This is a genomic window from Oribacterium sp. NK2B42 (assembly GCF_000424445.1).
Taxonomy (GTDB): Bacteria; Bacillota; Clostridia; order Lachnospirales; family Lachnospiraceae; genus Oribacterium.
The window spans coordinates 16,347-36,603 of record NZ_AUJX01000040.1 but is presented as its reverse complement, the minus strand read 5'-3'; the positions used below and the strand labels follow the sequence as shown (position 1 = coordinate 36,603).

Annotated in this window: 29 protein-coding genes and 2 pseudogenes; all 31 read left to right on the top strand. The window is 40.5% G+C overall.

The window, feature by feature from the left end; translation table 11 throughout:
- Positions 1-388 precede the first annotated feature (388 nt).
- The 31 genes and pseudogenes from G625_RS0111050 to G625_RS23180 all read left to right on the top strand — a co-directional run bounded on the left by G625_RS0111050 (position 389) and on the right by G625_RS23180 (position 20,251).
- The gene (locus G625_RS0111050) at positions 389-2,098 is read left to right on the top strand and encodes a hypothetical protein (protein ID WP_029201170.1); all 1,710 of its coding nucleotides are present in this window, start codon (positions 389-391) and stop codon (positions 2,096-2,098) included.
- A 99-nt stretch (positions 2,099-2,197) separates the two neighbouring features.
- On the top strand, positions 2,198-2,683 hold the full coding sequence (locus G625_RS21340) for a Gfo/Idh/MocA family protein (protein ID WP_049895858.1): 486 nt from the start codon (positions 2,198-2,200) through the stop codon (positions 2,681-2,683).
- A gap of 15 nt (positions 2,684-2,698) precedes the next feature.
- Positions 2,699-3,340: pseudogene (locus G625_RS23060) on the top strand (Gfo/Idh/MocA family protein); the annotation flags it as partial.
- Positions 3,340-3,654, top strand: a pseudogene (locus G625_RS19530) (peptide deformylase); the annotation flags it as partial. The pseudogenes G625_RS23060 and G625_RS19530, both read left to right, overlap by 1 nt.
- 21 nt (positions 3,655-3,675) lie before the next feature.
- A complete protein-coding gene (locus G625_RS0111035) occupies positions 3,676-4,014 on the top strand; it encodes an arsenate reductase family protein (protein WP_044932396.1) in 339 nt (112 codons plus the stop codon).
- Between the two features lie 134 nt (positions 4,015-4,148).
- Positions 4,149-4,454 carry a C-GCAxxG-C-C family protein gene (locus tag G625_RS0111030; RefSeq protein ID WP_029201168.1) on the top strand — a complete coding sequence of 102 codons (306 nt, stop codon included), beginning with the start codon at positions 4,149-4,151 and terminating at the stop codon, positions 4,452-4,454.
- A gap of 38 nt (positions 4,455-4,492) precedes the next feature.
- Positions 4,493-5,110: a trimeric intracellular cation channel family protein gene (locus G625_RS0111025; RefSeq protein ID WP_044932394.1), complete on the top strand. Its 618-nt coding sequence runs from the start codon at positions 4,493-4,495 to the stop codon at positions 5,108-5,110.
- Positions 5,111-5,136: 26 nt separating this feature from the next.
- Positions 5,137-5,400 (top strand): 2'-5' RNA ligase family protein, encoded by a 264-nt coding sequence (locus G625_RS19525; protein ID WP_029201166.1) that lies wholly within the window; start codon positions 5,137-5,139, stop codon positions 5,398-5,400.
- A gap of 85 nt (positions 5,401-5,485) precedes the next feature.
- A complete protein-coding gene (locus tag G625_RS0111015; protein WP_029201165.1) occupies positions 5,486-5,896 on the top strand; it encodes a peptide deformylase in 411 nt (136 codons plus the stop codon).
- Complete coding sequence (locus G625_RS21965) at positions 5,893-6,234, top strand: arsenate reductase family protein (RefSeq protein ID WP_084152866.1); 342 nt, start codon at positions 5,893-5,895, stop codon at positions 6,232-6,234. The genes G625_RS0111015 and G625_RS21965 overlap by 4 nt, the downstream gene beginning before the upstream one ends.
- A gap of 42 nt (positions 6,235-6,276) precedes the next feature.
- Entirely contained in the window at positions 6,277-7,065 is a 789-nt protein-coding gene (locus tag G625_RS0111005) for a tyrosine-protein phosphatase (protein WP_029201164.1), read from the top strand.
- A 13-nt stretch (positions 7,066-7,078) separates the two neighbouring features.
- Positions 7,079-7,540, top strand: coding sequence for an RpiB/LacA/LacB family sugar-phosphate isomerase (locus tag G625_RS0111000; RefSeq protein WP_029201163.1), 462 nt, complete (start codon positions 7,079-7,081; stop codon positions 7,538-7,540).
- A 233-nt stretch (positions 7,541-7,773) separates the two neighbouring features.
- Positions 7,774-8,811, top strand: a complete 1,038-nt coding sequence (locus tag G625_RS0110990) for a S66 family peptidase (protein WP_029201161.1) — start codon at positions 7,774-7,776, stop codon at positions 8,809-8,811.
- A 19-nt stretch (positions 8,812-8,830) separates the two neighbouring features.
- A complete protein-coding gene (locus tag G625_RS19515) occupies positions 8,831-9,037 on the top strand; it encodes an Imm32 family immunity protein (RefSeq protein ID WP_044917257.1) in 207 nt (68 codons plus the stop codon).
- Between the two features lie 57 nt (positions 9,038-9,094).
- Positions 9,095-9,556 carry an RpiB/LacA/LacB family sugar-phosphate isomerase gene (locus G625_RS0110980; RefSeq protein ID WP_029201160.1) on the top strand — a complete coding sequence of 154 codons (462 nt, stop codon included), beginning with the start codon at positions 9,095-9,097 and terminating at the stop codon, positions 9,554-9,556.
- A 113-nt stretch (positions 9,557-9,669) separates the two neighbouring features.
- On the top strand, positions 9,670-10,182 hold the full coding sequence (thpR, locus tag G625_RS0110975; RefSeq protein WP_029201159.1) for an RNA 2',3'-cyclic phosphodiesterase: 513 nt from the start codon (positions 9,670-9,672) through the stop codon (positions 10,180-10,182).
- A gap of 55 nt (positions 10,183-10,237) precedes the next feature.
- Entirely contained in the window at positions 10,238-10,705 is a 468-nt protein-coding gene (locus G625_RS0110970) for an HD domain-containing protein (RefSeq protein ID WP_029201158.1), read from the top strand.
- Positions 10,706-10,735: 30 nt separating this feature from the next.
- Positions 10,736-11,416 carry a dihydrofolate reductase family protein gene (locus G625_RS0110965; RefSeq protein WP_029201157.1) on the top strand — a complete coding sequence of 227 codons (681 nt, stop codon included), beginning with the start codon at positions 10,736-10,738 and terminating at the stop codon, positions 11,414-11,416.
- A 76-nt stretch (positions 11,417-11,492) separates the two neighbouring features.
- Positions 11,493-12,146 (top strand): metallophosphoesterase family protein, encoded by a 654-nt coding sequence (locus G625_RS19510; protein WP_084152865.1) that lies wholly within the window; start codon positions 11,493-11,495, stop codon positions 12,144-12,146.
- Between the two features lie 24 nt (positions 12,147-12,170).
- Positions 12,171-12,647, top strand: a complete 477-nt coding sequence (locus tag G625_RS0110955; RefSeq protein ID WP_029201156.1) for a flavodoxin — start codon at positions 12,171-12,173, stop codon at positions 12,645-12,647.
- 8 nt (positions 12,648-12,655) lie between these two features.
- Positions 12,656-13,348, top strand: a complete 693-nt coding sequence (locus G625_RS0110950; RefSeq protein ID WP_029201155.1) for an AlkZ-related protein — start codon at positions 12,656-12,658, stop codon at positions 13,346-13,348.
- A 19-nt stretch (positions 13,349-13,367) separates the two neighbouring features.
- Positions 13,368-13,814, top strand: coding sequence for a hypothetical protein (locus G625_RS0110945; RefSeq protein ID WP_029201154.1), 447 nt, complete (start codon positions 13,368-13,370; stop codon positions 13,812-13,814).
- Between the two features lie 10 nt (positions 13,815-13,824).
- Complete coding sequence (locus G625_RS0110940; RefSeq protein WP_029201153.1) at positions 13,825-14,361, top strand: 3'-5' exonuclease; 537 nt, start codon at positions 13,825-13,827, stop codon at positions 14,359-14,361.
- 87 nt (positions 14,362-14,448) lie between these two features.
- Entirely contained in the window at positions 14,449-15,471 is a 1,023-nt protein-coding gene (locus G625_RS23335; RefSeq protein WP_330365038.1) for an NUDIX domain-containing protein, read from the top strand.
- Between the two features lie 121 nt (positions 15,472-15,592).
- On the top strand, positions 15,593-17,005 hold the full coding sequence (gene recD2 / locus G625_RS19505; protein ID WP_330365037.1) for an SF1B family DNA helicase RecD2: 1,413 nt from the start codon (positions 15,593-15,595) through the stop codon (positions 17,003-17,005).
- Positions 17,005-17,418 (top strand): ATP-dependent DNA helicase, encoded by a 414-nt coding sequence (locus tag G625_RS23330; protein ID WP_330365036.1) that lies wholly within the window; start codon positions 17,005-17,007, stop codon positions 17,416-17,418. The genes recD2 and G625_RS23330 overlap by 1 nt, the downstream gene beginning before the upstream one ends.
- 55 nt (positions 17,419-17,473) lie before the next feature.
- Positions 17,474-18,661: a diaminopropionate ammonia-lyase gene (locus G625_RS0110925; protein WP_029201151.1), complete on the top strand. Its 1,188-nt coding sequence runs from the start codon at positions 17,474-17,476 to the stop codon at positions 18,659-18,661.
- Positions 18,658-19,353: a DUF434 domain-containing protein gene (locus tag G625_RS0110920; RefSeq protein ID WP_029201150.1), complete on the top strand. Its 696-nt coding sequence runs from the start codon at positions 18,658-18,660 to the stop codon at positions 19,351-19,353. Before G625_RS0110925 ends, G625_RS0110920 begins: the two co-directional genes overlap by 4 nt.
- Before the next feature lie 23 nt (positions 19,354-19,376).
- Positions 19,377-19,769: a hypothetical protein gene (locus G625_RS19500; RefSeq protein WP_044932405.1), complete on the top strand. Its 393-nt coding sequence runs from the start codon at positions 19,377-19,379 to the stop codon at positions 19,767-19,769.
- A gap of 128 nt (positions 19,770-19,897) precedes the next feature.
- The gene (locus G625_RS0110910; RefSeq protein WP_044932390.1) at positions 19,898-20,125 is read left to right on the top strand and encodes a hypothetical protein; all 228 of its coding nucleotides are present in this window, start codon (positions 19,898-19,900) and stop codon (positions 20,123-20,125) included.
- Between the two features lie 3 nt (positions 20,126-20,128).
- The gene (locus tag G625_RS23180) at positions 20,129-20,251 is read left to right on the top strand and encodes a hypothetical protein (RefSeq protein WP_256377642.1); all 123 of its coding nucleotides are present in this window, start codon (positions 20,129-20,131) and stop codon (positions 20,249-20,251) included.
- The last annotated feature ends 6 nt before the right edge of the window (positions 20,252-20,257 follow it).

Below are 20,257 nucleotides of genomic sequence, written 5' to 3'. Positions count from 1 at the left end.
CATCTATTTTGGAGAGATCCATTGAGTAGAATTTCCCAATGACTGCCCACAAGGAAGGACCAAAACGAGTGAAAGCATCAGGATAGTATTGCTTTAGCAAAGATATCATCTTTGCCTGATAGGCGGCATGACCGCCTAGGTTAATAGGCTTGCACATGAACAAACACCTCCGATCGAGAATTATCCGGCGCCGCGAAGGACGCATTTACTTCTTAATCAGATAGGCCGCGAAGCGGCCGCAGATTTGGGAGGATTTGTCAAGTCCTATATTTGGTATTTTTTAAAAAAATGGGGGGATTTGAGAAATGGAACAAAAGAAAAAGCCCTTGGAATCTAGGCTAAAGATTCCGAGAGCCTATGTGTTTATAGGGGGGGGAGAAGTAATTATATGAAGAGAAGTAATTTAGTGAGATTTTTGATTTGTGCTGTATCTTGCTCGATGCTTGCAGGCTGCGGTAGTGTTTCAAATACACCGGAAAGCAAGGCTGCTGAAAAGCAGGAAGAGTCTGCTGAAGAAAACAAAGAGACATCTGATGATGAGTCAGCTGAATCTGCAGGGGATGAGGCGGCTCCTGAAAAGAATGAGGATGCTTCAAAGGAAGAAAAATCTATGGACAAAAATAACGGGTCAGATAATTTAAATTCAGAAAACAAGTCCCTTGCCCGGCGTCTGACAGGCAAATACAGCTATCATTACGGTGGTGAAAACGGTGATGACGAGTACTATATCATTGATGTCGTTCCATTCGGTGACAATCTCTATGCATATTGCGGACAGGCAATGGCAGAAGATACCGAGAACCTTAATGCATACAGCTTTTGGGCTTGTGAGTTTATACCGGATGATCCGGAAGAACTTAAAAGCGAATATCGTGATATGGTAACGGTAAACGAACTTAGATTTTCAGTGATGTCAAATGCAGGATTATACTGGGATCAGGGTCAAAAGGGTACTATTACTCTTACGGATGAAGGAATAGTTTTTGAAGGCTTTGAACAGGATGATTTCCTTGTGCCGGAAAATGATAACAGCAGACTATTTCAGAAGGATGACAGGGTTGAAGATGCATTTGTTTATCTAAACAGGGATGCTGCAGGAGATAAGGAGTTACAGGGTTTATGGATCCTTGATGATGCAAAGGGAGCGGATCTTTATCTTGAATTCACCGGTTCCGATCTATATATGTACAAGAAAGACCCGGGAACTGAAGTTTTCTATGCGGCAGGCGGATGTAAGTACGGGAAGGAGACATTTTCCTGCCAGGCAAACCGTCTTGGATATGGCGGAATGCCTTTCGAAATGTCATGTGAATATACAGTCAGCGGTGATGATCTGACTCTGAAAATTGAAAACTCCGAATTTCCTGATGTACTTCCGGAGGATGGAAAATATAAAAGAGTAAATGATGGTAAGGTTCATGTTACAAGCATGGATGAAGTTGCAAATAAAGCAGGAAACGAGTCTGAGCCTGACAGTGCGGATCTGGCTGCTTATGAAGCATTATATTCTCCGGTTCTGGAGGAGGTCCGTGAAGTAGTAACCAATGGTTATGATCATGATAAGGAATACAAGTACGTATCAAACGGACTGATGGAGAAATGTATGTATCCTGGTGATGATGATCTTACAAAGGCAGTTGGATATGTACTGAAAGACGTAAGCAGAGATGGAATTCCGGAGCTGATCATAGGATGTGATGAAAAGTTTGGTGATAACGAACCAAGGAGTTACATTTTCAACTTATTCACATTAAAAGATGATGAAGTACAAAGCGTGTTTGATGGCTGGGCAAGAAGCAGTTATCAATGGATGGGAGACGATCATTTCTATTACAGCGGTTCCGGAGGGGCAGCAATCACTATCTTCGGTGAGAATCATCTGAGTCCTGACGGCACAGAGATCGTATGGGATGATTTTTATTTCTCTGATGAAAAAGAAGCGGGTAAGATCGGATTATATCACAACACATCCGGTATATTTGATGCTGCCAAGGCAGAAGAACTTGACGTGTCAGACAGTGAATTCTTTAAAAAGATGGATGATTATGAAAACAGATGCCAGCTTCTCTCATGGACATCAGTAGGGAGAAACAGTTGAATTATACAGTGATGCGGTATACGGAATAAGGAATAGTATGAAATATGTTAAAAACGCTTGATGTATGAGTTAAAGAGTGCTGAATAAGGAGGAGTGCCTGTGAAGACAGCAGTGATAGGAGTAGGCAATATGGGGAGCAAATATGCCTCTATCCTTTTTGATGGGAGGATAGATGGAATGGAACTTAGTGCTCTTACCAGGATGCGTCCGCCTTACAACGAAATGCTTAAACCCGCTGTGGATTCAGGTATACCGGTCTTTGATTCTGCGGATGATTTTTTTCGTCATTTAAAAAAAGGTGATCTAAAAATAGATTCCGTAGTTATTGCAACACCGCACATTTCTCATGAAGATATCGCGGTCAAGGCCTTTGCACATGGGTTAAACGTTTTGACTGATAAGCCGGCAGGGGTATATAGCAGACAGGCAAGGAACATGGATGAGGCTGCCGAGAGCTCCGGAAAGGTGTTTTCTATCATTTTTAATCAGAGAACATCACCTGTCTATATTAAGCTAAAGGAAATACTTGAAAGCGGAAAATACGGCGAATTAAAGCGCATGAACTGGATCGTTACAGATTGGTAACGACCGGAAAAGTACTATAAATCAAGCTCCTGGCATGCAAAATGGAAAACTGACGGGGGAGGAGTTCTTCTTAATCAGGCTCCACATAATCTCGATCTTTTACAGTGGCTGTTTGGAATTCCATCAAGAGTTCAGGGTTTCTGTAAGGAAGGTCACTTTCATGATATAGAGGTTGAAGATGATGTAACGGCCTACTTTGAGTGGGATAATGGTGCAACCGGAGTATTTATCACTTCTACGGGGGAAGCCCCGGGGTCAAACCGGCTTGAGATATCTCTGGAGGAAGCCACTATAATCTGCGAAAATGGCAGGCTAAAAATAGGTGAGACATTTCCTGAGATGAAAATGAAGGAAAGGGATTACCGGGCTCAATCCACTGATTATTTTGGAAAAATAAAAGGAACATGGCATGAACTTGCATTTGAAAAGGAAGAAGCTCCATACGAGAAAGTACTTCAAAGTTTTTACAATGAATGTAACGGTGCAGGAAAAAGCATAGCCAATGGAAGCGAGGGCCGTAAGAGCCTGTTGATTTCAAATGCCATATATTTGTCTTCATGGGATAAAAAGATGATAAATATACCTGTCATTGGTTCTGATAAAGAAATCGAATTTGAACAGGAGTTTGAAAGGATGCTTAAAGAAAGGACAAACTAAGTTTAAATGCAAATCTGGAAAGATGCGTCGGCATGGCAGCAAATATGATTGGAGAACGTAAGCAGATCATAGTGGTTGCGGTAGGTCCCATAATTATCCCGATGATAAATCCTGTAATTACAAATAAATCAGGAAAATATGAGACAGAAGAGGGCTGCCTTTCTTTGGATGGCATGCGCCGTTGCACCCGTTACAAAGAAATAGAGGTAGATTACCTGGATCAGAACTTCCAAAAGCAGCACGGTAAATATAATGATTTTATTGCACAAGTTATACAGCATGAAATCGACCATTTTAGCGGGATTTTAATATGATTAATGTTAAAAGGTGATGAAATGATACAGATTTTTGGAACAAAAAAATGTAATGACACTAAGAAAGCACAGCGTTTCTTCAAGGAACGAGGTATCAAGTTTCAGTTCGTTGATTTGAATGAAAAAGGTCTTAGTAAAGGGGAGTTCACTTCCGTAGCACAGGCTAACGGTGGGATTGATAACATGATAAACCCGGATGCCAAGGATAAAGATACCCTGGAACTTATAAAGTACATCGCAGAAGAAGACAAGTTGGAAAAGATACTTGAGAACCAACAGGTGATAAAGACTCCTATTGTGAGAAACGGTAAGTTTTCTACGCTAGGATATCAGCCGGATGTATGGAAGAAGTGGGAGTGAGATAAAAATATGGACAAAGAAATAAAATGGGCGGTACTTGGAACGGGTATAATAGCAAATGAAATTTAGCTAATCAGGGAAATAAATAATGACTATTGAACGACTGTAGAATAAACAAAAAGGAGTATATAAATATGGACAGAGAGCAAACAGCTAGAAATTATCATAACAGCGGGATCAACTGTGCAAATTCAGTTTACAGTGCATTCAGTGATAAAGTGACCGGTACTGCTCCGGCACCAAGAAGTATTGACGGCAAGTGTGGTGCAGTTCTCGCCGGAGAAAAGATACTTTCCCAGATGGGACTTGATACTACTTCTTTTGATGAGAAATTCATGGAACAGTTCGGAAACCTCAAATGTGCCGAGTTAAGGAAGGCAAAGCATCCATGTAATGATCTTGTCGGTGAGGCAGCAAAGCTTGTAGAAGATATGATGTGACTGGAAAGTATCTCATAATTAGATCAGAGAGGGTAAGTATGCTTTTTTTTCTTGAGTTGATTGGAACCATTGCTTTTGCAATTTCTGGAGCTATAGTCGGAATTCAAAAGAAAATGGATATTTTTGGAGTCGCTATCCTTGCAATGACCACTGCAGTCGGCGGAGGAATTATACGTGACATAATCCTCAACATAACGCCTCCCGCAGCTTTTAGAGAGCCGGTATTTACGATCATAGGGATAGTTGTTGGTATAGTTGTATTCTTTTCTGCAAAAAAACATTTTCAGGTACGTAATCAAATATTCTATGAGGTCCTGCTCCGTAACATGGATTCTTTAGGTCTTGGACTTTTTACAGTTATTGGCATTGAAACGGCGTATACTTATGTTGCGGAGACAAATGTCTATCTTGCCGTCTTTGTAGGAGTAATTACAGGTGTCGGCGGAGGAGTTATGCGTGATGTACTGGCGGGAAATATGCCATACATTTTCACTAAGCATTTTTATGCCTGTGCGTCACTGATCGGGGCAGTAATCTGTTCACTTTGCTGGTCATATCTCGACTCTATTTCATCCATGCTGCTTGGTGCAGTAATCATTATCGTTCTTCGCAACATGGCAGCACATTATAGGTGGAGTCTGCCGAAGATAGAGTGACTTCGTATGTCACAAGGAGATGCAATATGCGCCTGTTCATTGCGATAAACTTTAATGAAAACATGAATTATGCTCTTTTAAAGATGCAGAATGATTTGAAGAGATGCGGGATAAAAGGCAGCTTCATTCGAGAAGAGAACCTCCACATTACACTGGTATTCATTGGTGAGAATGATGATCCAGGGAAGATTGAGAAAATTATGCGGAATGTGTCTTTTAAGGCTTTTCCAATCAGGTTATCAGGCTTTAGGCGGTTTAAAGATATGGTATTTGCCAATGTAGAGGATTAAGTGACTATGTGAAGAGGCTAAGACTTGCTTTTTCAGAGAAGATAAAAAGAAGGCATAGATTGTCACAGTAATAAGGAGAAAAACTATGGTTAGAAAGATAGTAAGAGACCCCATGTTCCTACAGCAGAAGTCAGAACCCGCAACAGAAGCTGACATACAGATAGTTCAGGATCTTATAGATACGTTAAACGAAAATCTGGAAAGATGCGTCGGGATGGCGGCAAATATGATAGGGGAAAAGAAGCAGATCATGGTGGTTGCGGTAGGTCCCATAGTAATTCCAATGATAAACCCGGTGATAACAGAGAAATCTGGGAAATATGAGACGGAAGAGGGCTGTCTTTCCTTGGATGGTATGCGCCGATGCACCCGCTACAAAGAAATAGGAGTGGATTATTTAGATCGGAACTTCCAAAAGCAGCACGATAAATACAGCGATTTCATTGCGCAGGTAATACAGCATGAGATCGACCATTTTAGCGGGATTTTGATATGATTAATGTTAAGTTAGAACATTTAAGAGATGATGACCGTGATCAGTTTATCCTGGACACACAGGAAGCATTTAACTATGGTGCTATGGAAGAGTTTGGCCGTAGGGATGATCATTTCGAGGAAGATGAACAGATCATTTCACGGGAGACCATTGAGCATTCAATAGATAATGGCGAAGCATACGATAAGGATACACTGGCACTTATTAAGTACATCGCAGAAGAAGATAAGCTTGAAAAGATACTTGAAAACCAACAGGTAATCAGGACTCCTATTGTGAGAAACGGAAAGCTTTCTACACTAGGATATCAGCCGGATGTATGGAAGACATGGGAGTAAATCGGAAGGTTTTTGAGATTTTTTTTCAAGAAGGATAGAACTATGGAGCAGCATATAACATTTGATAAACTAAGTAATACCCGCGATATAGGCGGTATGAAAACACTGGATAACAGAAAGATTATTCCCGGAAAGCTTTTTAGGTCAGGTCATTTAAATGAGGTATCTTTTTCAGACAGAAATAAACTTTCGCAGCTTGGACCAATCATCATAGATTTAAGGACTGATGCAGAACGAAATGAACGCCCTGATGTACAGATTACAGGTGTTAAGAATATTCACATTCCAATCGTAGACAATCTGACAGCGGGTATTTCCAGAGAATCGGGATCACTTGAAGAATTGTTTAAGATATTTATTCTTGATCCTAAAGGAGCCAATGAGTATATGCGCAAAATGTATAAATCTTTTGCTTCAGATACTGCGGTCAGTAAATACGCCAACTTTGTGAAGATTCTGATTCAGTCCGAAAGTCCTGTTCTATGGCATTGCACAGCAGGAAAGGATAGGGCAGGTATTGGTGCTGTCATAGTCGAAGAAATCCTTGGGGTTCCCAGAGAGGACATTATTTCAGACTATTTAAGAACAAACGAATTCATTGAGAATGATGTTAACCTCGTTATAGGACTTGTAAAGGAAAGAACCGGAATAACTGACGAAACAGCAGATGAATCTATCTGGATATTGTTTGGAGCAATGAGAGATTATATAGATTCTTTTTATCAGGCAGTTAATGAGAAGTATGGGAGCATAAGCAGGTATATTCTGGATGGGCTGGCTCTGTCTGGTGAAGAAATAAAGATAATGAAAAATAAATATCTTACAGCTTAAATGGAGGTACACTATGATAATAGCAATGGCAAACGACCACGTAGGAACAGAAATGAAAGAGGAGATAAAAGCTTATCTCATATCGCAGGGTCATGAAGTAAAGGACTTTGGAACATATGATAAGGAGTCATGTGACTTATCGGACTTTGTTTATCCGGCAGCACTGGCAGTTGCAAAAGGAGATTGTGACCGTGGAATATTCTGCGACGGAGTAGGTTATGGAAGTGCACTTATAGCAAATAAGATAAACGGCTGTTATGCGGCAGTATGTCAGGATCCACTCTGCGCAACTCTTGCAAGAGAGCATACGGATTCAAATATTCTCTGTCTTGGGGCGAAGATCATTGGCGGTCTTATGGCGATGGAAGTAGTTAAGAAATGGCTCACTACAGAACCTCTCATGGAAGAAAAATATCGCAGAAGGGTTCAAAAGGTACGTGATATCAACGATAAGCATTGTGTTCCGGTAAAATAATAACTTCAAGATTAGGATAATTGTCAACACAAAATTTTTCTATGAATTATGGCAGATGGAATGCTGACTCCGGGACTGATCAAAAGTATACCCGAAAAGGTATGTTTCGAACTGTACTTATGGAAAAAAGGGCAGAGGTTTTGTGTTGAAATACATTTTAAATCTCCAAATTCTTACAGCAAGGGCGTAGGCTATGCTGCATGGTTCACAATTCCAAAGTTAACGGAGGGTTTATGATTAAAAGAGTAGCAATTGTAAGTTTATCATATGGAATTATGGGGGAAGAATCTGCAAGACATGAGGTTGAAATAGGAATAAAAAGGCTTCGTGACTATGGGCTGGAAGTAAAGATAATGCCTCATGCTGATAAAGGGATAGAGTATGTAAAGAATAATCCAAAGGAAAGAGCAGAAGATTTAATTGCAGCTCTGTCTGATGACTCCATAGATATGATCCTGTGTGCCATAGGTGGAGATGACACTTATAGATTGCTGCCGTATCTTTTTGGAAATGATGAATTAAAAAAAGCTGTCAGGGAAAAGGTGTTCCTTGGTTTTTCAGATACAACAATCAACCATCTAATGCTTCATAAGGTCGGTCTCAACACCTTCTATGGACAGTCTTTTTTGTCTGATATCTGTGAAATGGAAAACCATATGCTTCCATATACGGCTAAGTATTTTGAAGAGCTGATAAAGACAGGAACCATTAAGGAAATCACTCCAAGTGATGTCTGGTATGAGGAAAGAACCGACTGGTCTCCTGACGCTGTGGGTACGCCAAGGAAAGCGCATAAAAACACCTGGTTTGAATTGTTACAGGGTCCGGATAAATTTAACGGTAAAATTCTTGGCGGATGTTTAGAAACTATCTTTGATATTTTCGATAATACAAGATATGAAGATTCTCCCGCGCTTTGTGAGAGGTATAAACTCTTTCCGGATCTCAGTGACTGGAATGGGAAGATATTGCTTTTAGAAACCTGTGAGGAACAGGTCACACCGGAGCATTACAGGAAGATGCTGGTCACACTTAAGAAAACAGGTATCTTTAAAGTTATTTCCGGCATCCTATGCGGGAAACCCATGGATGAAAAGTATTTTTCAGAATATAAGCAGATAATATGTGAAGTAATAGATAATCCGTCTCTCCCAATAGTTGCTAACATTAATGTTGGTCATGCAACACCAAGGTGCATAATCCCGTTTGGGATTGATGCAACGGTTGATGTTGAGAACCAGGTTATAAGGTTTGAGAAAGGTATAGAATAGAGTCTATCAGGAAAAAATCATGAAGATTGAATGGGTTGATGGTTTTGGAATCAAAACCGCTGTTGAAAACGGTGGAATCGTAATATCTGCAAACAGGGAAGGAATGCTATCGCTTGCGAAGCAGCTTACAGCATTAGCTGAAGGTGTTCCGGGTGATCATATCCACTATGATGTCTATAATTCTCTCGAAGAAGGATCGATAGAACTGACTATTGAACGACAGTAGGAAAACCGAAAAGGAGCATATAGTGTTTTATATTAAAACGGACAAAGGAGGCTTACTATGATAATAGCAATGGCAAACGATCATGCGGGAACAGAGATGAAGGAAGAGATAAAGGCTTATCTCATATCACAGGGACATGAAGTAAAGGACTTTGGGACATATGATAAAGAGTCCTGTGACTTGTCAGACTTTGTTTATCCGGCAGCTCTTGCGGTCGCAAAAGGAGAATGTGACAGGGGAATCTTCTGTGACGGTGTAGGCTATGGAAGCGCACTTATAGCAAACAAGATAAACGGCTGTTATGCTGCAGTATGCCAGGATCCGCTCTGCGCAACTCTTGCAAGGGAGCATACGGACTCAAACATACTTTGTCTTGGTGCGAAGATAATTGGTGGTCTTATGGCGATGGAAGTAGTCAAGAAATGGCTTACCACTGAACCTCTTATGGAAGAAAAATATCGCAGAAGAGTACAGAAAGTATGTGATATCAACGATAAGCATTGTGTTCCGGTTAAATAATGGCTTCGTACGATAGAATCTAAGATGTATAAAAAAGTTGAAGCTCCTAATGGAAAGATAGAATTCCAGTTCTGCGTTGAAGTTAATGATGATCAACAATAGGGAGAAACTCGATGCGCCTGTTTATTGCAATAAACTTTAATGAAAACATGAAGTATGCTCTTTTAAAGATGCAGAACGATTTGAAGAGATGCGGGATAAAAGGCAGCTTCACTCGAGAAGAGAACCTTCATATGACACTGGTATTCATTGGTGAGAATGATGATCCCGGGAAGATTGAGAAAATAATGCGGAATATATCTTTTAAGGCTTTTCCAATCAGGATATCAGGATTTAGACGGTTCAAGGACATGATATTTGCCAATGTAGAGGATAATCCTGAACTAAATGACTATGTTAAGAAACTAAGACAGGCTCTCTCTTATAATGATATTGATTTTGATGGAAAGAATTTCATGCCCCATGTAACACTTGTAAGACGAGCCAGTGGTACCGACATGCTGGAGAAGCAGACTGGAAAATTCATAGTAGAAACGATGAAAGTAAACAGGATATCACTTATGAAAGCAGAACAGGGTAAACACGGAATGATTTATACGGAAATAGGGTATGCTAAGGCATTTTAGTATAGTTTATAAAGATGGTTCCGGAGGAGAAAGCATAAACGGGAAAGGAAATGCCATGAGTAGATTAAAAGAACTAAGAAAATACATTGATAAGAAGCTTAACAAGATGGAAGATGAGGATAAAAGAACCGGTGCTATTTCCCATCTTTACGGAGTATCACTGGCAGCTCAAATGATAGCGAAGAAAAGGAATCTTGATCCTGAACTTGCGGCAATGGCTGCAATGCTTCACGACATGCACGCTTATAAGACCGGATCTTATGATGATCATGCGCATCTTGGCGCAGATTATGCAAGAAAAATTCTCACGAAGCTTGAACTCACAACTCCTGAGGAAACGGACATTATCTGCTCAGCAATCTATCACCATGATGATAAGCTGAATGTAGACGGTCCCATGGATGAGGTATTAAAGGATGCTGATGTTATTCATCATTGCATGAACGACTTGTCAAAGCCCATAAAGGAAAAAGAACAGGCAAGGTTTGACAGTCTTATGAAGGAATTTGGAATAGAGGCATGATTGAATCATATAATCTGTGGAGGGAGAATGATGGATAGACCTGTCACAACTTTATTTATGCTTATGTCTCTGGACGGAAAGATTAGTACCGGTGCATTAGATGCTTTAGATGTAGACAAGGACTTTCCAAAGATATCAGGACTAAAAGAAGGACTCCATCAGTATTATGAAATTGAGCAGACAACGGATTTATGGTCTTTTAATACAGGGAGAGTACAGGAAAAAATGGGTGTAAATGAAAAACCATTTCCTGATAAAACTCCGGTATCATTCGTTTTACTTGATAACAGTCATCTGACAGAGCACGGTTTAAAATATTTCTGTAAAAAATCCAAAGAGTTTGTGCTTATCACATCAAATAAGAATCATCCTGCGTATAATGTCAAAGAAAGCAATCTACATATAATCTATCAAGAAGAGCTGTCTCTTAGTGATGCTCTACGTGAATTGAAAAATACGTATGGATGCGAGAGATTAACAATCCAAAGCGGGGGAACTGTTAACGGATTATTCCTTCGGGAAAAGCTGTTTGATTATGTTGACATTGTTATGGCTCCTGTTCTGGTAGGCGGAAAAGATACTCCATCATTGATAGATGGGAAGTCCATCCTTTCTGAGAATGAACTATCAAAGCTTAATGTACTGAAACTTATTGACTGCACAGTTTTAAGTGATTCATATATAAGAGTACGATATCAGGTTATCAGCTGAAAAAGATTTTTAAATTCCGTACTTAGACAGGCCATTAAATAATCAGGTAAATACAGATTTTAGAGGATATAAGACAATGAAGATTGCTATCATTTCAGATACACATTCCCTTTTGAGACCTGAAGTAGAGAATAAGATCAGGGACTGTGATTATATCCTCCATGGCGGAGACATTGCTTCTAAAGAGACCTTTGAAAAGATAAGTTCTATAGCTCCGGCATATTTTGTAAGAGGAAATGCAGATAAGGAATGGGCAGAAGATATTCCGGTAGAGCTAGAGATAGAGCTAGAAGGATACCGTTTCTACATGGTCCACAACATAAAGCATATAAGAGAAGACCTGTCCGGCATTGATTTTGTGGTATATGGTCATTCCCACAAGTATGAGAACCGAGAGAAAGACGGAATAAGATATCTTAATCCAGGGAGTTGCGGCCCGAGGAGATTTACGCAACCTGTGACTTTTATGATTATGACCATAGATAATGGTTTATACAGTATAGAGAAAGTCGACATCTCACCAATCCTTAAGAAGGGAACGAGGTACCCGCCGGAAAAGGAGATGGATAAGCTCATAAAGAGCATAATAAAGGATATGGAATCTGACCGATCGATTGATGAGATTTCCAAGCGGAACCAGGTTGAGAAGAAACTGACGGAAGAAATACTGCAGATTTATACCACACATCCGGGGATAGATGTTAGTGGGATATTGGATAGGATGAAGTAGTAAAAAACAATAGGAGGACTCAAAATGTCAAAAGCATTGGTAGCATACTTTAGTGCAAGCGGAATAACAAAGAAACTGGCTTGTAGCCTTGCTACAGCAATAGGTGCAGATCTTTTCGAGATAGAACCCGAACAGAAATATACGGATGAAGACCTTGATTGGCAGAACCATCACAGCAGAAGTTCTGTAGAGATGAATGACAGGTCCTCAAGACCTGCGATAGTATCAAAGGTTCTGGATATGTCACAGTATGATGTTGTATTTGTAGGCTTCCCTGTATGGTGGTATCGGGAGCCTTCAATCATTGATACATTTGCTGAATCATATGATTTCAGCGGTAAGACCATCGTTCCGTTTGCAACATCCGGTTCAAGCGGAATAGGTGATTCCGGAAAGAATATAGGAGAACTTGCTAAAGGCGCAAAAGTAGTTGAAGGAAAGCGCTTTTCATCAAGTACGTCGGCAGTTGTTCTGAAGGAATGGGCTCAGGAATATCTTTAAGGGGAACTATGACTTTTTCAGATAATTTTGAGATTAGCTCCATGGTGGAGCTTATAGAACTTATAGATGAGGCGGGTTTTGTCCCGTTCTTCTCGAATGGGATAAAAGGTTTTTCATTAGAGGAGCATATTGCGCCAGGATGCTGGTATGACGATGCTGACAGTGAATTCTGGCCGGCCTGGGAATGGAAAGGTCCTGTAATAAGAAAAATGAAATGTGCCTATGGGAAATTCCTGAGAAACAAGGCCATGTATATAAGCCCCATGTGGTTCCCTGATTTCGCGAACTTCCGAAGACAGGGATATGATTTTGATGCAAGATACGATGATGGTCTTGCATCATTTTATGACAAGGAGCTTTTTGAGCTGCTGGATTTGAAGGCACCTTCCTTATCAAAGGAACTCAAGAAGGACGGCGGTTACGGAAAGAATGGTAAAAAGGGCTTCGACACCATAATCACAAGGCTTCAAAAACAATGCTATGTGATCACAAGCGATTTTTGCTATTCTACAGATAAGTACGGTAATAAATACGGCTGGGGAATAGCGGAGTATTCACCTCCCGAAAAGTTCTTTGGAAAGAAGTTTGAAAATTTAGTCTATAAGCGGACACCGGAGGAATCCTACGTCCGCGTATTAAAGCAGCTTAAAAAGATATTACCGGTCGCAGAACAAAAACAGATTGAAAAGATCCTTAGGTAACTAAGGACAGAGGATATATATGATTATAAATAGAGACGATGATGATTCACGGATAATACATGTCCGTTATGGAATAATAGTAGCTAACAAAAAACACTCCAGATTTGTTATTGTAAGAACTGATACAGAGGACTACCCATTGGTTTTCTTAAAAGAGCGGTCAGATGATGAAGAATATGAATATGACAGCTACTACATGCTGTATAAAGCAGCACTTACGGCAAAAGAAGCCGATAAGATACTGGATCTACTTAAAGAAAATGATAAGAGGAAAGCAAATACCTTGCTAAAGAAGTATTTTAAGGAAGATGGTTTACTATGTGAGTTTGCAGGACCGGTAAGACTCGATGATGCTGTTCCTGATACATGGTATGATGTGTGGAAGGAAATAGAGGGACCGGTAACTTTTCGGAGAGACCTGCCTGGTTACTATGAAGCTGATGTGATAGAACAGGATATGTTTTAGAGGAAGCGATATGTCAAGATACGTAGTTTTTGATGTTGAGACACCAAATCATCTCAATAATCGGATGAGCGCCATAGGCATTTCTGTTATTGAGGATGGGAAGATTATTGATGATTTCTATACTTTGGTGAATCCTGAGCAGTCATTTGATTATTTTAACGTACGATTAACAGGGATCAGTGAGAAATCAGTTGTGAATGCACCTAACTTTCCCCTGGCTTGGGAAAGGATTGAGCCTATTATGAATAGCGGAATGCTTGTGGCGCATAATGCGGTGTTTGATCTTGGGGTCCTGAAGCACTGCCTTGAGGGATACGGTATCGACTGGAAACCATATGTCAGATACATGTGTACTGTTCAGATGGGAAGAAGGCTGCTTCCTGGTATCAGTCATAAGCTTAATGTTCTGTGTGATCATTATGGGATAAGCCTTAATCACCATCAGGCCGACAGCGATTCCCGGGCATGTGCAGAGATTCTACTTAGATATTTCGAGTCAGGGGCTGAGGCAAAGAACCATATCAGGACTTATTCTTTTAGAAAATGATCAGTCGTCTTATTTGATATAGGGTGGCAAATTATATAAATGCTGTTTCAGGCATTTACACCAAATTATTCAAAGGTAAACGAATATATGGATTTTAAACACTTTAACTGCATAGTAGTATTCAATAAAGCAAAAGATTCAGTTCTTTTTTGCAAGCGAAGAAAAGATCCTTATAAGGGTCTTTACAACTTTGTAGGCGGGAAGGTTGAACCCGGAGAGTCCTCTGATAAAGCAGCATACCGTGAGCTTCAGGAAGAGACCGGAATAAGCGAAAAGGAAATAGAACTGTATCGTTTAATGGATTTCACCTACTATCACCAGCAATTTGTACTTGAGATATATGTAGGGATCCTAAAAAAGGATATAGATCTTCGGGAAGAGATAAATCCACTTGAATGGCTTAGTTTCTATCATGATTTTACGGATAGGACCCGTTTTGCGGGAGATCAGAACATCGGACATATCATTAATGTTGCTTTGATGTATCCTATTCCGGAGAAAACCGATTTAAATGATGGAAAGCTAACAGGAATAGACGGTAGCAGTACAACAAATGAAGAACAATTTGACATCACGGATGAAAGAGGTTTTCCTACCGGAAAAACTGTTTCAAGATCTAAGGCACATGACGAAGGAATTCTCCACAGGACTGCGCATACATGGATCGTAAGAAAAAATGGTGATTCATATCAGGTGTTATTACAGAAGAGAAGTGCTGATAAGGATTCATTTCCATCTATGTACGATACTTCATCTGCCGGTCATATACTGGCGGGAGATACACCATTAGAGACTGCAGCCAGAGAATTAAAAGAAGAATTAGGTATAGAAGTAAAACAGGATTGCGAGTTCAAATCAATTGGCAAATTCCGGATAAAATACGAGAAAGAATTTCACGGAAAGATGTTTCGTGATAACGAAGTGGCCTTTGTCTATATCTATGATGAACCGGTTGATGAAACTAAGCTTGTGCTTCAGGACAACGAAGTTGAAAATGTTAAGTGGTTTGATGTAGATGAGGTTTATGAGGGGTGCGTTCACAGGGATGGTACATTTTGCGTGCCGATGGAAGGCTTGGAACTTATAATGAAATATCTGAAAGGATTATAAGTAAGGGCTTTTCCTACGGGAGGACACAAATCGGTCATTTGATACTTATAATAGAACACAGCCGTTGTTGATTATCAGCCTATATCACGACAGCAAAACAATTACAGGCTGGAAATCAACAATGCAGAAAATCAGGTGCGTAGTAGAGAGAATCACATATCAGAATCCTGAGAACGGGTACTCGGTACTTAAGTGCAAGGTAAAGGATTATACGGAACTGGTCACAGTCATTGGCAACATGCTTGATGTCAATGTGGGATCAGTTCTTTTGGTACACGGAAACTGGAAGGTCGATACAAAATACGGTAAACAGTTTATGGCAGAAACCTGGGAGGAGACACTCCCCGCAACTGTCTACGGCATGGAGAAATACCTCGGATCAGGGCTTATAAAAGGCGTAGGACCGAAGTTTGCACAAAGGATCGTAAGAAGATTTGGAGTGGATGCATTTACAGTTATTGAAGACAACATTGAACTTCTCATAGAGGTTGAGGGAATCGGCACCAAGCGTATCCAGATGATAGCTGAATCCTGGCAGAAACAGAAAGAGATAAAGAACATCATGTTGTTCCTTCAGGATCATCAGGTCAGCACATCCTATGCTGCAAAAATATTCAAGCAGTATGGCAATGAAAGCATTACAGTCATGAAGGAAAATCCATACAGGCTCGCTGATGATATCTGGGGCATAGGCTTTAAGACGGCTGACCAGATCGCAATGAAACTTGGCTTCGGAAAGGAATCCTACATGCGTCTCCGAAGTGGCCTGATGTTTACGTTATCTGAGCTTTCTAATGATGGTCATGTATATGCAGAGCGAAAGCAGCTTATTGACAGAGCAAAAGAGCTCCTTGAGGCATCAGAGGAAACAGTCATAAGTACACTTGATGATATGATCAAAAAAGAGGAGCTGATCCTTGAACAGAACATCATAAAGACAGATGCTGAGGGAAACAGCATTATACCGATATACCTTCCGCCTTTTTACTACGCAGAAATAGGCGTTGCATCTAAGCTTAAGAAGTTAAGTGATTCCCCGGCACAAGATAAGCTTTATACAAGGCTTACGGAAGCAAGGAAGAAGACCGGAAACAATGAATTATCCGTTGACGTTGGAGCCATAGAGAAGATAACAGGTATGTCTTATGATGACATCCAGGCAGATGCCATAAGAAAGGCTGCCACAGCTAAAGTTATGGTACTGACAGGCGGCCCCGGAACGGGAAAGACCACAACAACTCATGGAATAATCTCTGCTTTCAAGGCTTATGGGCTTAAGATACTTCTTGCAGCACCCACAGGTCGTGCAGCCAAAAGGATGACAGAAACTACAGGAATGGAGGCAAAGACCATCCACAGACTTCTTGAGTTTAAACCGCCAGAAGGATATCAGAAGAATGAAGAAAATCCTCTTGAAGGTGATGTTTTGATAATAGATGAATGTTCCATGATAGACATTATCCTGATGAACTCCCTTCTTAAAGCAATCCCGGCAACCATGAGACTTATGTCTACAGGGCAAACGACAAGGTGATGCAGATAAAGAATAATTATGATAAGGAAGTCTTTAATGGAGATATAGGCATCATTGAGTCTGTAAATGACACAGACAGAACCCTGAAAGTTAACTTTGATGGCCATATTGTGGAGTACGATGTCAGCGAGCTCGATGAGCTTGTTCATGCCTATGCCACCACCATACATAAGGCACAGGGTTCTGAATATCCTATCGTCGTAATGCCTGTCCTTATGAACCATTACATCATGCTACAGAGGAATCTTATCTACACAGGTATAACTCGTGCAAAAAAGATACTTGTTCTGGTGGGGACGAGGAAAGCTCTGTCCTATGCTGTTCGGAATGTGACAGTCAGTAAGAGAAATACCATGCTGAAGGAAAGGCTGTCCGGAGGAAAAGTTATTTTGAAACATAAAAGGGAATGCTAAAATCCATCTTAGGGGAAGTTGGTTTCTGTCTGCTACAACATAAAGGATTTAATTAATGAATGACCATATTCGGATTTTAAAAAATAAATATACAGTCAACGGGTACAAGGATTCTCTTTTTACAAGGAATGAAGCTGAAAATGCCATTCGTTTTCATAGAAGTCTTCCGTGTTACAAGGAAACGCCACTAAAGTCCCTGTCATCCGCTGCAGAGAAGTACGGTGTCGGGGCAATCCTAGTAAAAGATGAGTCTACAAGATTCGGACTTAATGCATTTAAGGGACTTGGTGGAAGCTATGCCATTTTCAGAATACTGTGCGACTATTTTGGAATGGATCATGAGACTTCAGTTTACGAGGATTTCTTGGATTCCGATATTCGTAAACAGTGTGAGAAGATTGTATTTGTAACCGCAACAGACGGAAACCACGGAAAAGGTATTGCCTGGGCCGCAAGCCTATTTGGATGTAAGTCATATGTGCTGATGCCGAAGGGATCTGCTGAGTCAAGAAAACATGCGATTGAAAATGCAGGGGCGAGCTCCGTTTTGATAACGGAGCTAAATTATGATAAGACAGTTGCCCTTGCAAAGAAGCTTGCTAAAGAAAATGGATGGATTCTGGTTCAGGATACCTCATGGGAAGGATATGAGGATACTCCCCGTCACATCATTGAAGGGTATCTTACAATGGTTCAGGAAATTATCGGACAGATGGGCGAAAAGAAACCGACCCATGTATTTCTGCAGGCAGGAGTAGGTGCCATGGCCGGAGGCATAACTGGATACCTTATGGATATCTTCAAGGATGATCCGCCGATCATTACTGTTGCAGAACCTGAAACGGTAGCATGTGTATATCTTTCTGTGGAAACAGCTGATGGCAGACCACATTCCGTTGAGGGTGATCCTGAAACCATCATGGCCGGACTTAACTGTGGAACACCTTGTAGTATCACATGGCCGGTTCTAAGATATGCAGTCTCATTTTACTGTGCTTGTGATGATTGTATAGCGGAAAGAGGTATGCGAGCTTATGCGTTTCAGGAGCATGGGGATCCGGCTGTTGTTTCCGGGGAATCCGGTGCCGTGACGTACGGACTGCTCCTTGAATTACTTAAAGACCGGGAGTTAAGGAATATCTGGAATATAGATGAAAACTCAACTATTTTACTTATCAACACTGAGGGAGCTACAGATCCGGTTAACTATGAGAAAATCCTTTGCAGGGGGGATGATCAATGAACGCGAAACGAGGATATGTACCTGAGGATGACAGGAACTTTTCTGAAGCTTCAATTAAAGATATGCGCTCAGCCTCTCGTCATTTATGCTACCTTATAAACGAAGGATATGATCTTAAACAGGTTTCAACCTTTGTCGGAAATCATTTCATGTTTTCAGAGCGGCAGCGTTTGGCTCTTATGAGAAGCGTTGCCACCAAAGAACAGTTAGAAATTCGAAAAGGAAAGGAAAAATCATCAATTTACGGAGAAGAAGTATGGATTGATGGGTTTAATACTATTATCACACTGGAAGTAATGATCAGCGATTCAATATTGTTTCTCTGCCAGGACGGAACAATAAGGGATCTTGCCGCACTTCGAGGTACGTACAGGATAATCCCTGAGACAGAGAAGGCTGTAAGTATTTTACTAGGTACGTTGGAAGGATTTGGAGTTAAATATATCCATATACTGCTTGATGAGCCGGTCTCTAATTCGGGCAGACTTAAATCCCTTATTGCTGAAATAGCGGAAAGCTATAAGGTTCCTTTGGATATTCAAATCCTGAAAGCTGTAGATAAAGAATTGTGGGAAAAAGAAAATGTCATTACGTCTGATTCCATAATCCTTGATCATTGCAGAAGCTGGTTTAATCTGATGGATAATTGTGTTAAGAAGCAGGGTGTAAGTCTGTTGCAGGTATGGGAGTAGCTGAAGGAGATACAAACAATATCATGAATACATACGAAGCATATTTAAAACACGGAGCAGGAAACATTATCACAATCGAAGAGTGTATGCAGATCTATTCAAAACTAGTAGAAAGCATCTCTTTATGCAAGATGGAAGATAAGGAAGAGTTCTGGAATGAATTTATTGATCGAGCGGCCAGATATACTTATATAAGGAATCAGTGGGAAACCATGAATACAGAAGAAAAGATGGCTGCTGACGATGGCCGGACTCAGGCCCATAATGTTGTGATCACTGCTCTAAATACTCTTGCAAGAATAGTAGAGAATGAGGGCGGTGATGCTTCATGGAGATCACAGCTTGGAGATTACAGGAAGCGTATAGGCGATTTTGCTTGCTTTGTGTCTTATATAACAGGAATATGCAATAGATGAATAAGCGATTTCCTGTAGATGTGATTCTTCAGCATAATACCGATAAGACTCAGATTTTCAAATAATGATGGAGAGAGAAACGAGTACACCATAAGAGGATACAAAGATTTGTCCGGACAGGAGTCATTATGTTCAACATATTTCTAAAGAAAAAACCGGATATCCCGGCATATAACTATGATCCAGAAAAAGAGATACCTGTGATCCGTGCATCAATCTGTAATGGAGAGCAGGTGGCAGGATTTAAGGATAAAAAGACAGGGGCGTTTCATGAGTTAATGGTCATTCGTAGCGATAAGGACATTGCTGAATTCAAAAATGCCTTTAGTCTTAGGGATATTAGGAAGGAGTACTGATACATGGAAACAAGATATTACATTGTGGTAGGCATAGACGTGGATTATGCAAATCTTAAAATGATAGATATTGAGAGGGCATTGCTTCCAGAGGACATCAAAGAGGGCAGCAACCTTTTTATGTGACTGAGA

Excerpts from the sequence above, each read along its gene's own strand:
- G625_RS0111050 (WP_029201170.1), top strand. The coding sequence starts at position 389 with ATGAAGAGAAGTAATTTAGTGAGATTTTTGATTTGTGCTGTATCTTGC.
- G625_RS0111035 (WP_044932396.1), top strand. The coding sequence starts at position 3,676 with ATGATACAGATTTTTGGAACAAAAAAATGTAATGACACTAAGAAAGCA.
- G625_RS0111030 (WP_029201168.1), top strand. The coding sequence starts at position 4,149 with ATGGACAGAGAGCAAACAGCTAGAAATTATCATAACAGCGGGATCAAC.
- G625_RS0111025 (WP_044932394.1), top strand. The coding sequence starts at position 4,493 with ATGCTTTTTTTTCTTGAGTTGATTGGAACCATTGCTTTTGCAATTTCT.
- G625_RS19525 (WP_029201166.1), top strand. The coding sequence starts at position 5,137 with ATGCGCCTGTTCATTGCGATAAACTTTAATGAAAACATGAATTATGCT.
- G625_RS0111015 (WP_029201165.1), top strand. The coding sequence starts at position 5,486 with ATGGTTAGAAAGATAGTAAGAGACCCCATGTTCCTACAGCAGAAGTCA.
- G625_RS21965 (WP_084152866.1), top strand. The coding sequence starts at position 5,893 with ATGATTAATGTTAAGTTAGAACATTTAAGAGATGATGACCGTGATCAG.
- G625_RS0111005 (WP_029201164.1), top strand. The coding sequence starts at position 6,277 with ATGGAGCAGCATATAACATTTGATAAACTAAGTAATACCCGCGATATA.
- G625_RS0111000 (WP_029201163.1), top strand. The coding sequence starts at position 7,079 with ATGATAATAGCAATGGCAAACGACCACGTAGGAACAGAAATGAAAGAG.
- G625_RS0110990 (WP_029201161.1), top strand. The coding sequence starts at position 7,774 with ATGATTAAAAGAGTAGCAATTGTAAGTTTATCATATGGAATTATGGGG.
- G625_RS19515 (WP_044917257.1), top strand. The coding sequence starts at position 8,831 with ATGAAGATTGAATGGGTTGATGGTTTTGGAATCAAAACCGCTGTTGAA.
- G625_RS0110980 (WP_029201160.1), top strand. The coding sequence starts at position 9,095 with ATGATAATAGCAATGGCAAACGATCATGCGGGAACAGAGATGAAGGAA.
- thpR (WP_029201159.1), top strand. The coding sequence starts at position 9,670 with ATGCGCCTGTTTATTGCAATAAACTTTAATGAAAACATGAAGTATGCT.
- G625_RS0110970 (WP_029201158.1), top strand. The coding sequence starts at position 10,238 with ATGAGTAGATTAAAAGAACTAAGAAAATACATTGATAAGAAGCTTAAC.
- G625_RS0110965 (WP_029201157.1), top strand. The coding sequence starts at position 10,736 with ATGGATAGACCTGTCACAACTTTATTTATGCTTATGTCTCTGGACGGA.
- G625_RS19510 (WP_084152865.1), top strand. The coding sequence starts at position 11,493 with ATGAAGATTGCTATCATTTCAGATACACATTCCCTTTTGAGACCTGAA.
- G625_RS0110955 (WP_029201156.1), top strand. The coding sequence starts at position 12,171 with ATGTCAAAAGCATTGGTAGCATACTTTAGTGCAAGCGGAATAACAAAG.
- G625_RS0110950 (WP_029201155.1), top strand. The coding sequence starts at position 12,656 with ATGACTTTTTCAGATAATTTTGAGATTAGCTCCATGGTGGAGCTTATA.
- G625_RS0110945 (WP_029201154.1), top strand. The coding sequence starts at position 13,368 with ATGATTATAAATAGAGACGATGATGATTCACGGATAATACATGTCCGT.
- G625_RS0110940 (WP_029201153.1), top strand. The coding sequence starts at position 13,825 with ATGTCAAGATACGTAGTTTTTGATGTTGAGACACCAAATCATCTCAAT.
- G625_RS23335 (WP_330365038.1), top strand. The coding sequence starts at position 14,449 with ATGGATTTTAAACACTTTAACTGCATAGTAGTATTCAATAAAGCAAAA.
- recD2 (WP_330365037.1), top strand. The coding sequence starts at position 15,593 with ATGCAGAAAATCAGGTGCGTAGTAGAGAGAATCACATATCAGAATCCT.
- G625_RS23330 (WP_330365036.1), top strand. The coding sequence starts at position 17,005 with ATGCAGATAAAGAATAATTATGATAAGGAAGTCTTTAATGGAGATATA.
- G625_RS0110925 (WP_029201151.1), top strand. The coding sequence starts at position 17,474 with ATGAATGACCATATTCGGATTTTAAAAAATAAATATACAGTCAACGGG.
- G625_RS0110920 (WP_029201150.1), top strand. The coding sequence starts at position 18,658 with ATGAACGCGAAACGAGGATATGTACCTGAGGATGACAGGAACTTTTCT.
- G625_RS19500 (WP_044932405.1), top strand. The coding sequence starts at position 19,377 with ATGAATACATACGAAGCATATTTAAAACACGGAGCAGGAAACATTATC.
- G625_RS0110910 (WP_044932390.1), top strand. The coding sequence starts at position 19,898 with ATGTTCAACATATTTCTAAAGAAAAAACCGGATATCCCGGCATATAAC.
- G625_RS23180 (WP_256377642.1), top strand. The coding sequence starts at position 20,129 with ATGGAAACAAGATATTACATTGTGGTAGGCATAGACGTGGATTATGCA.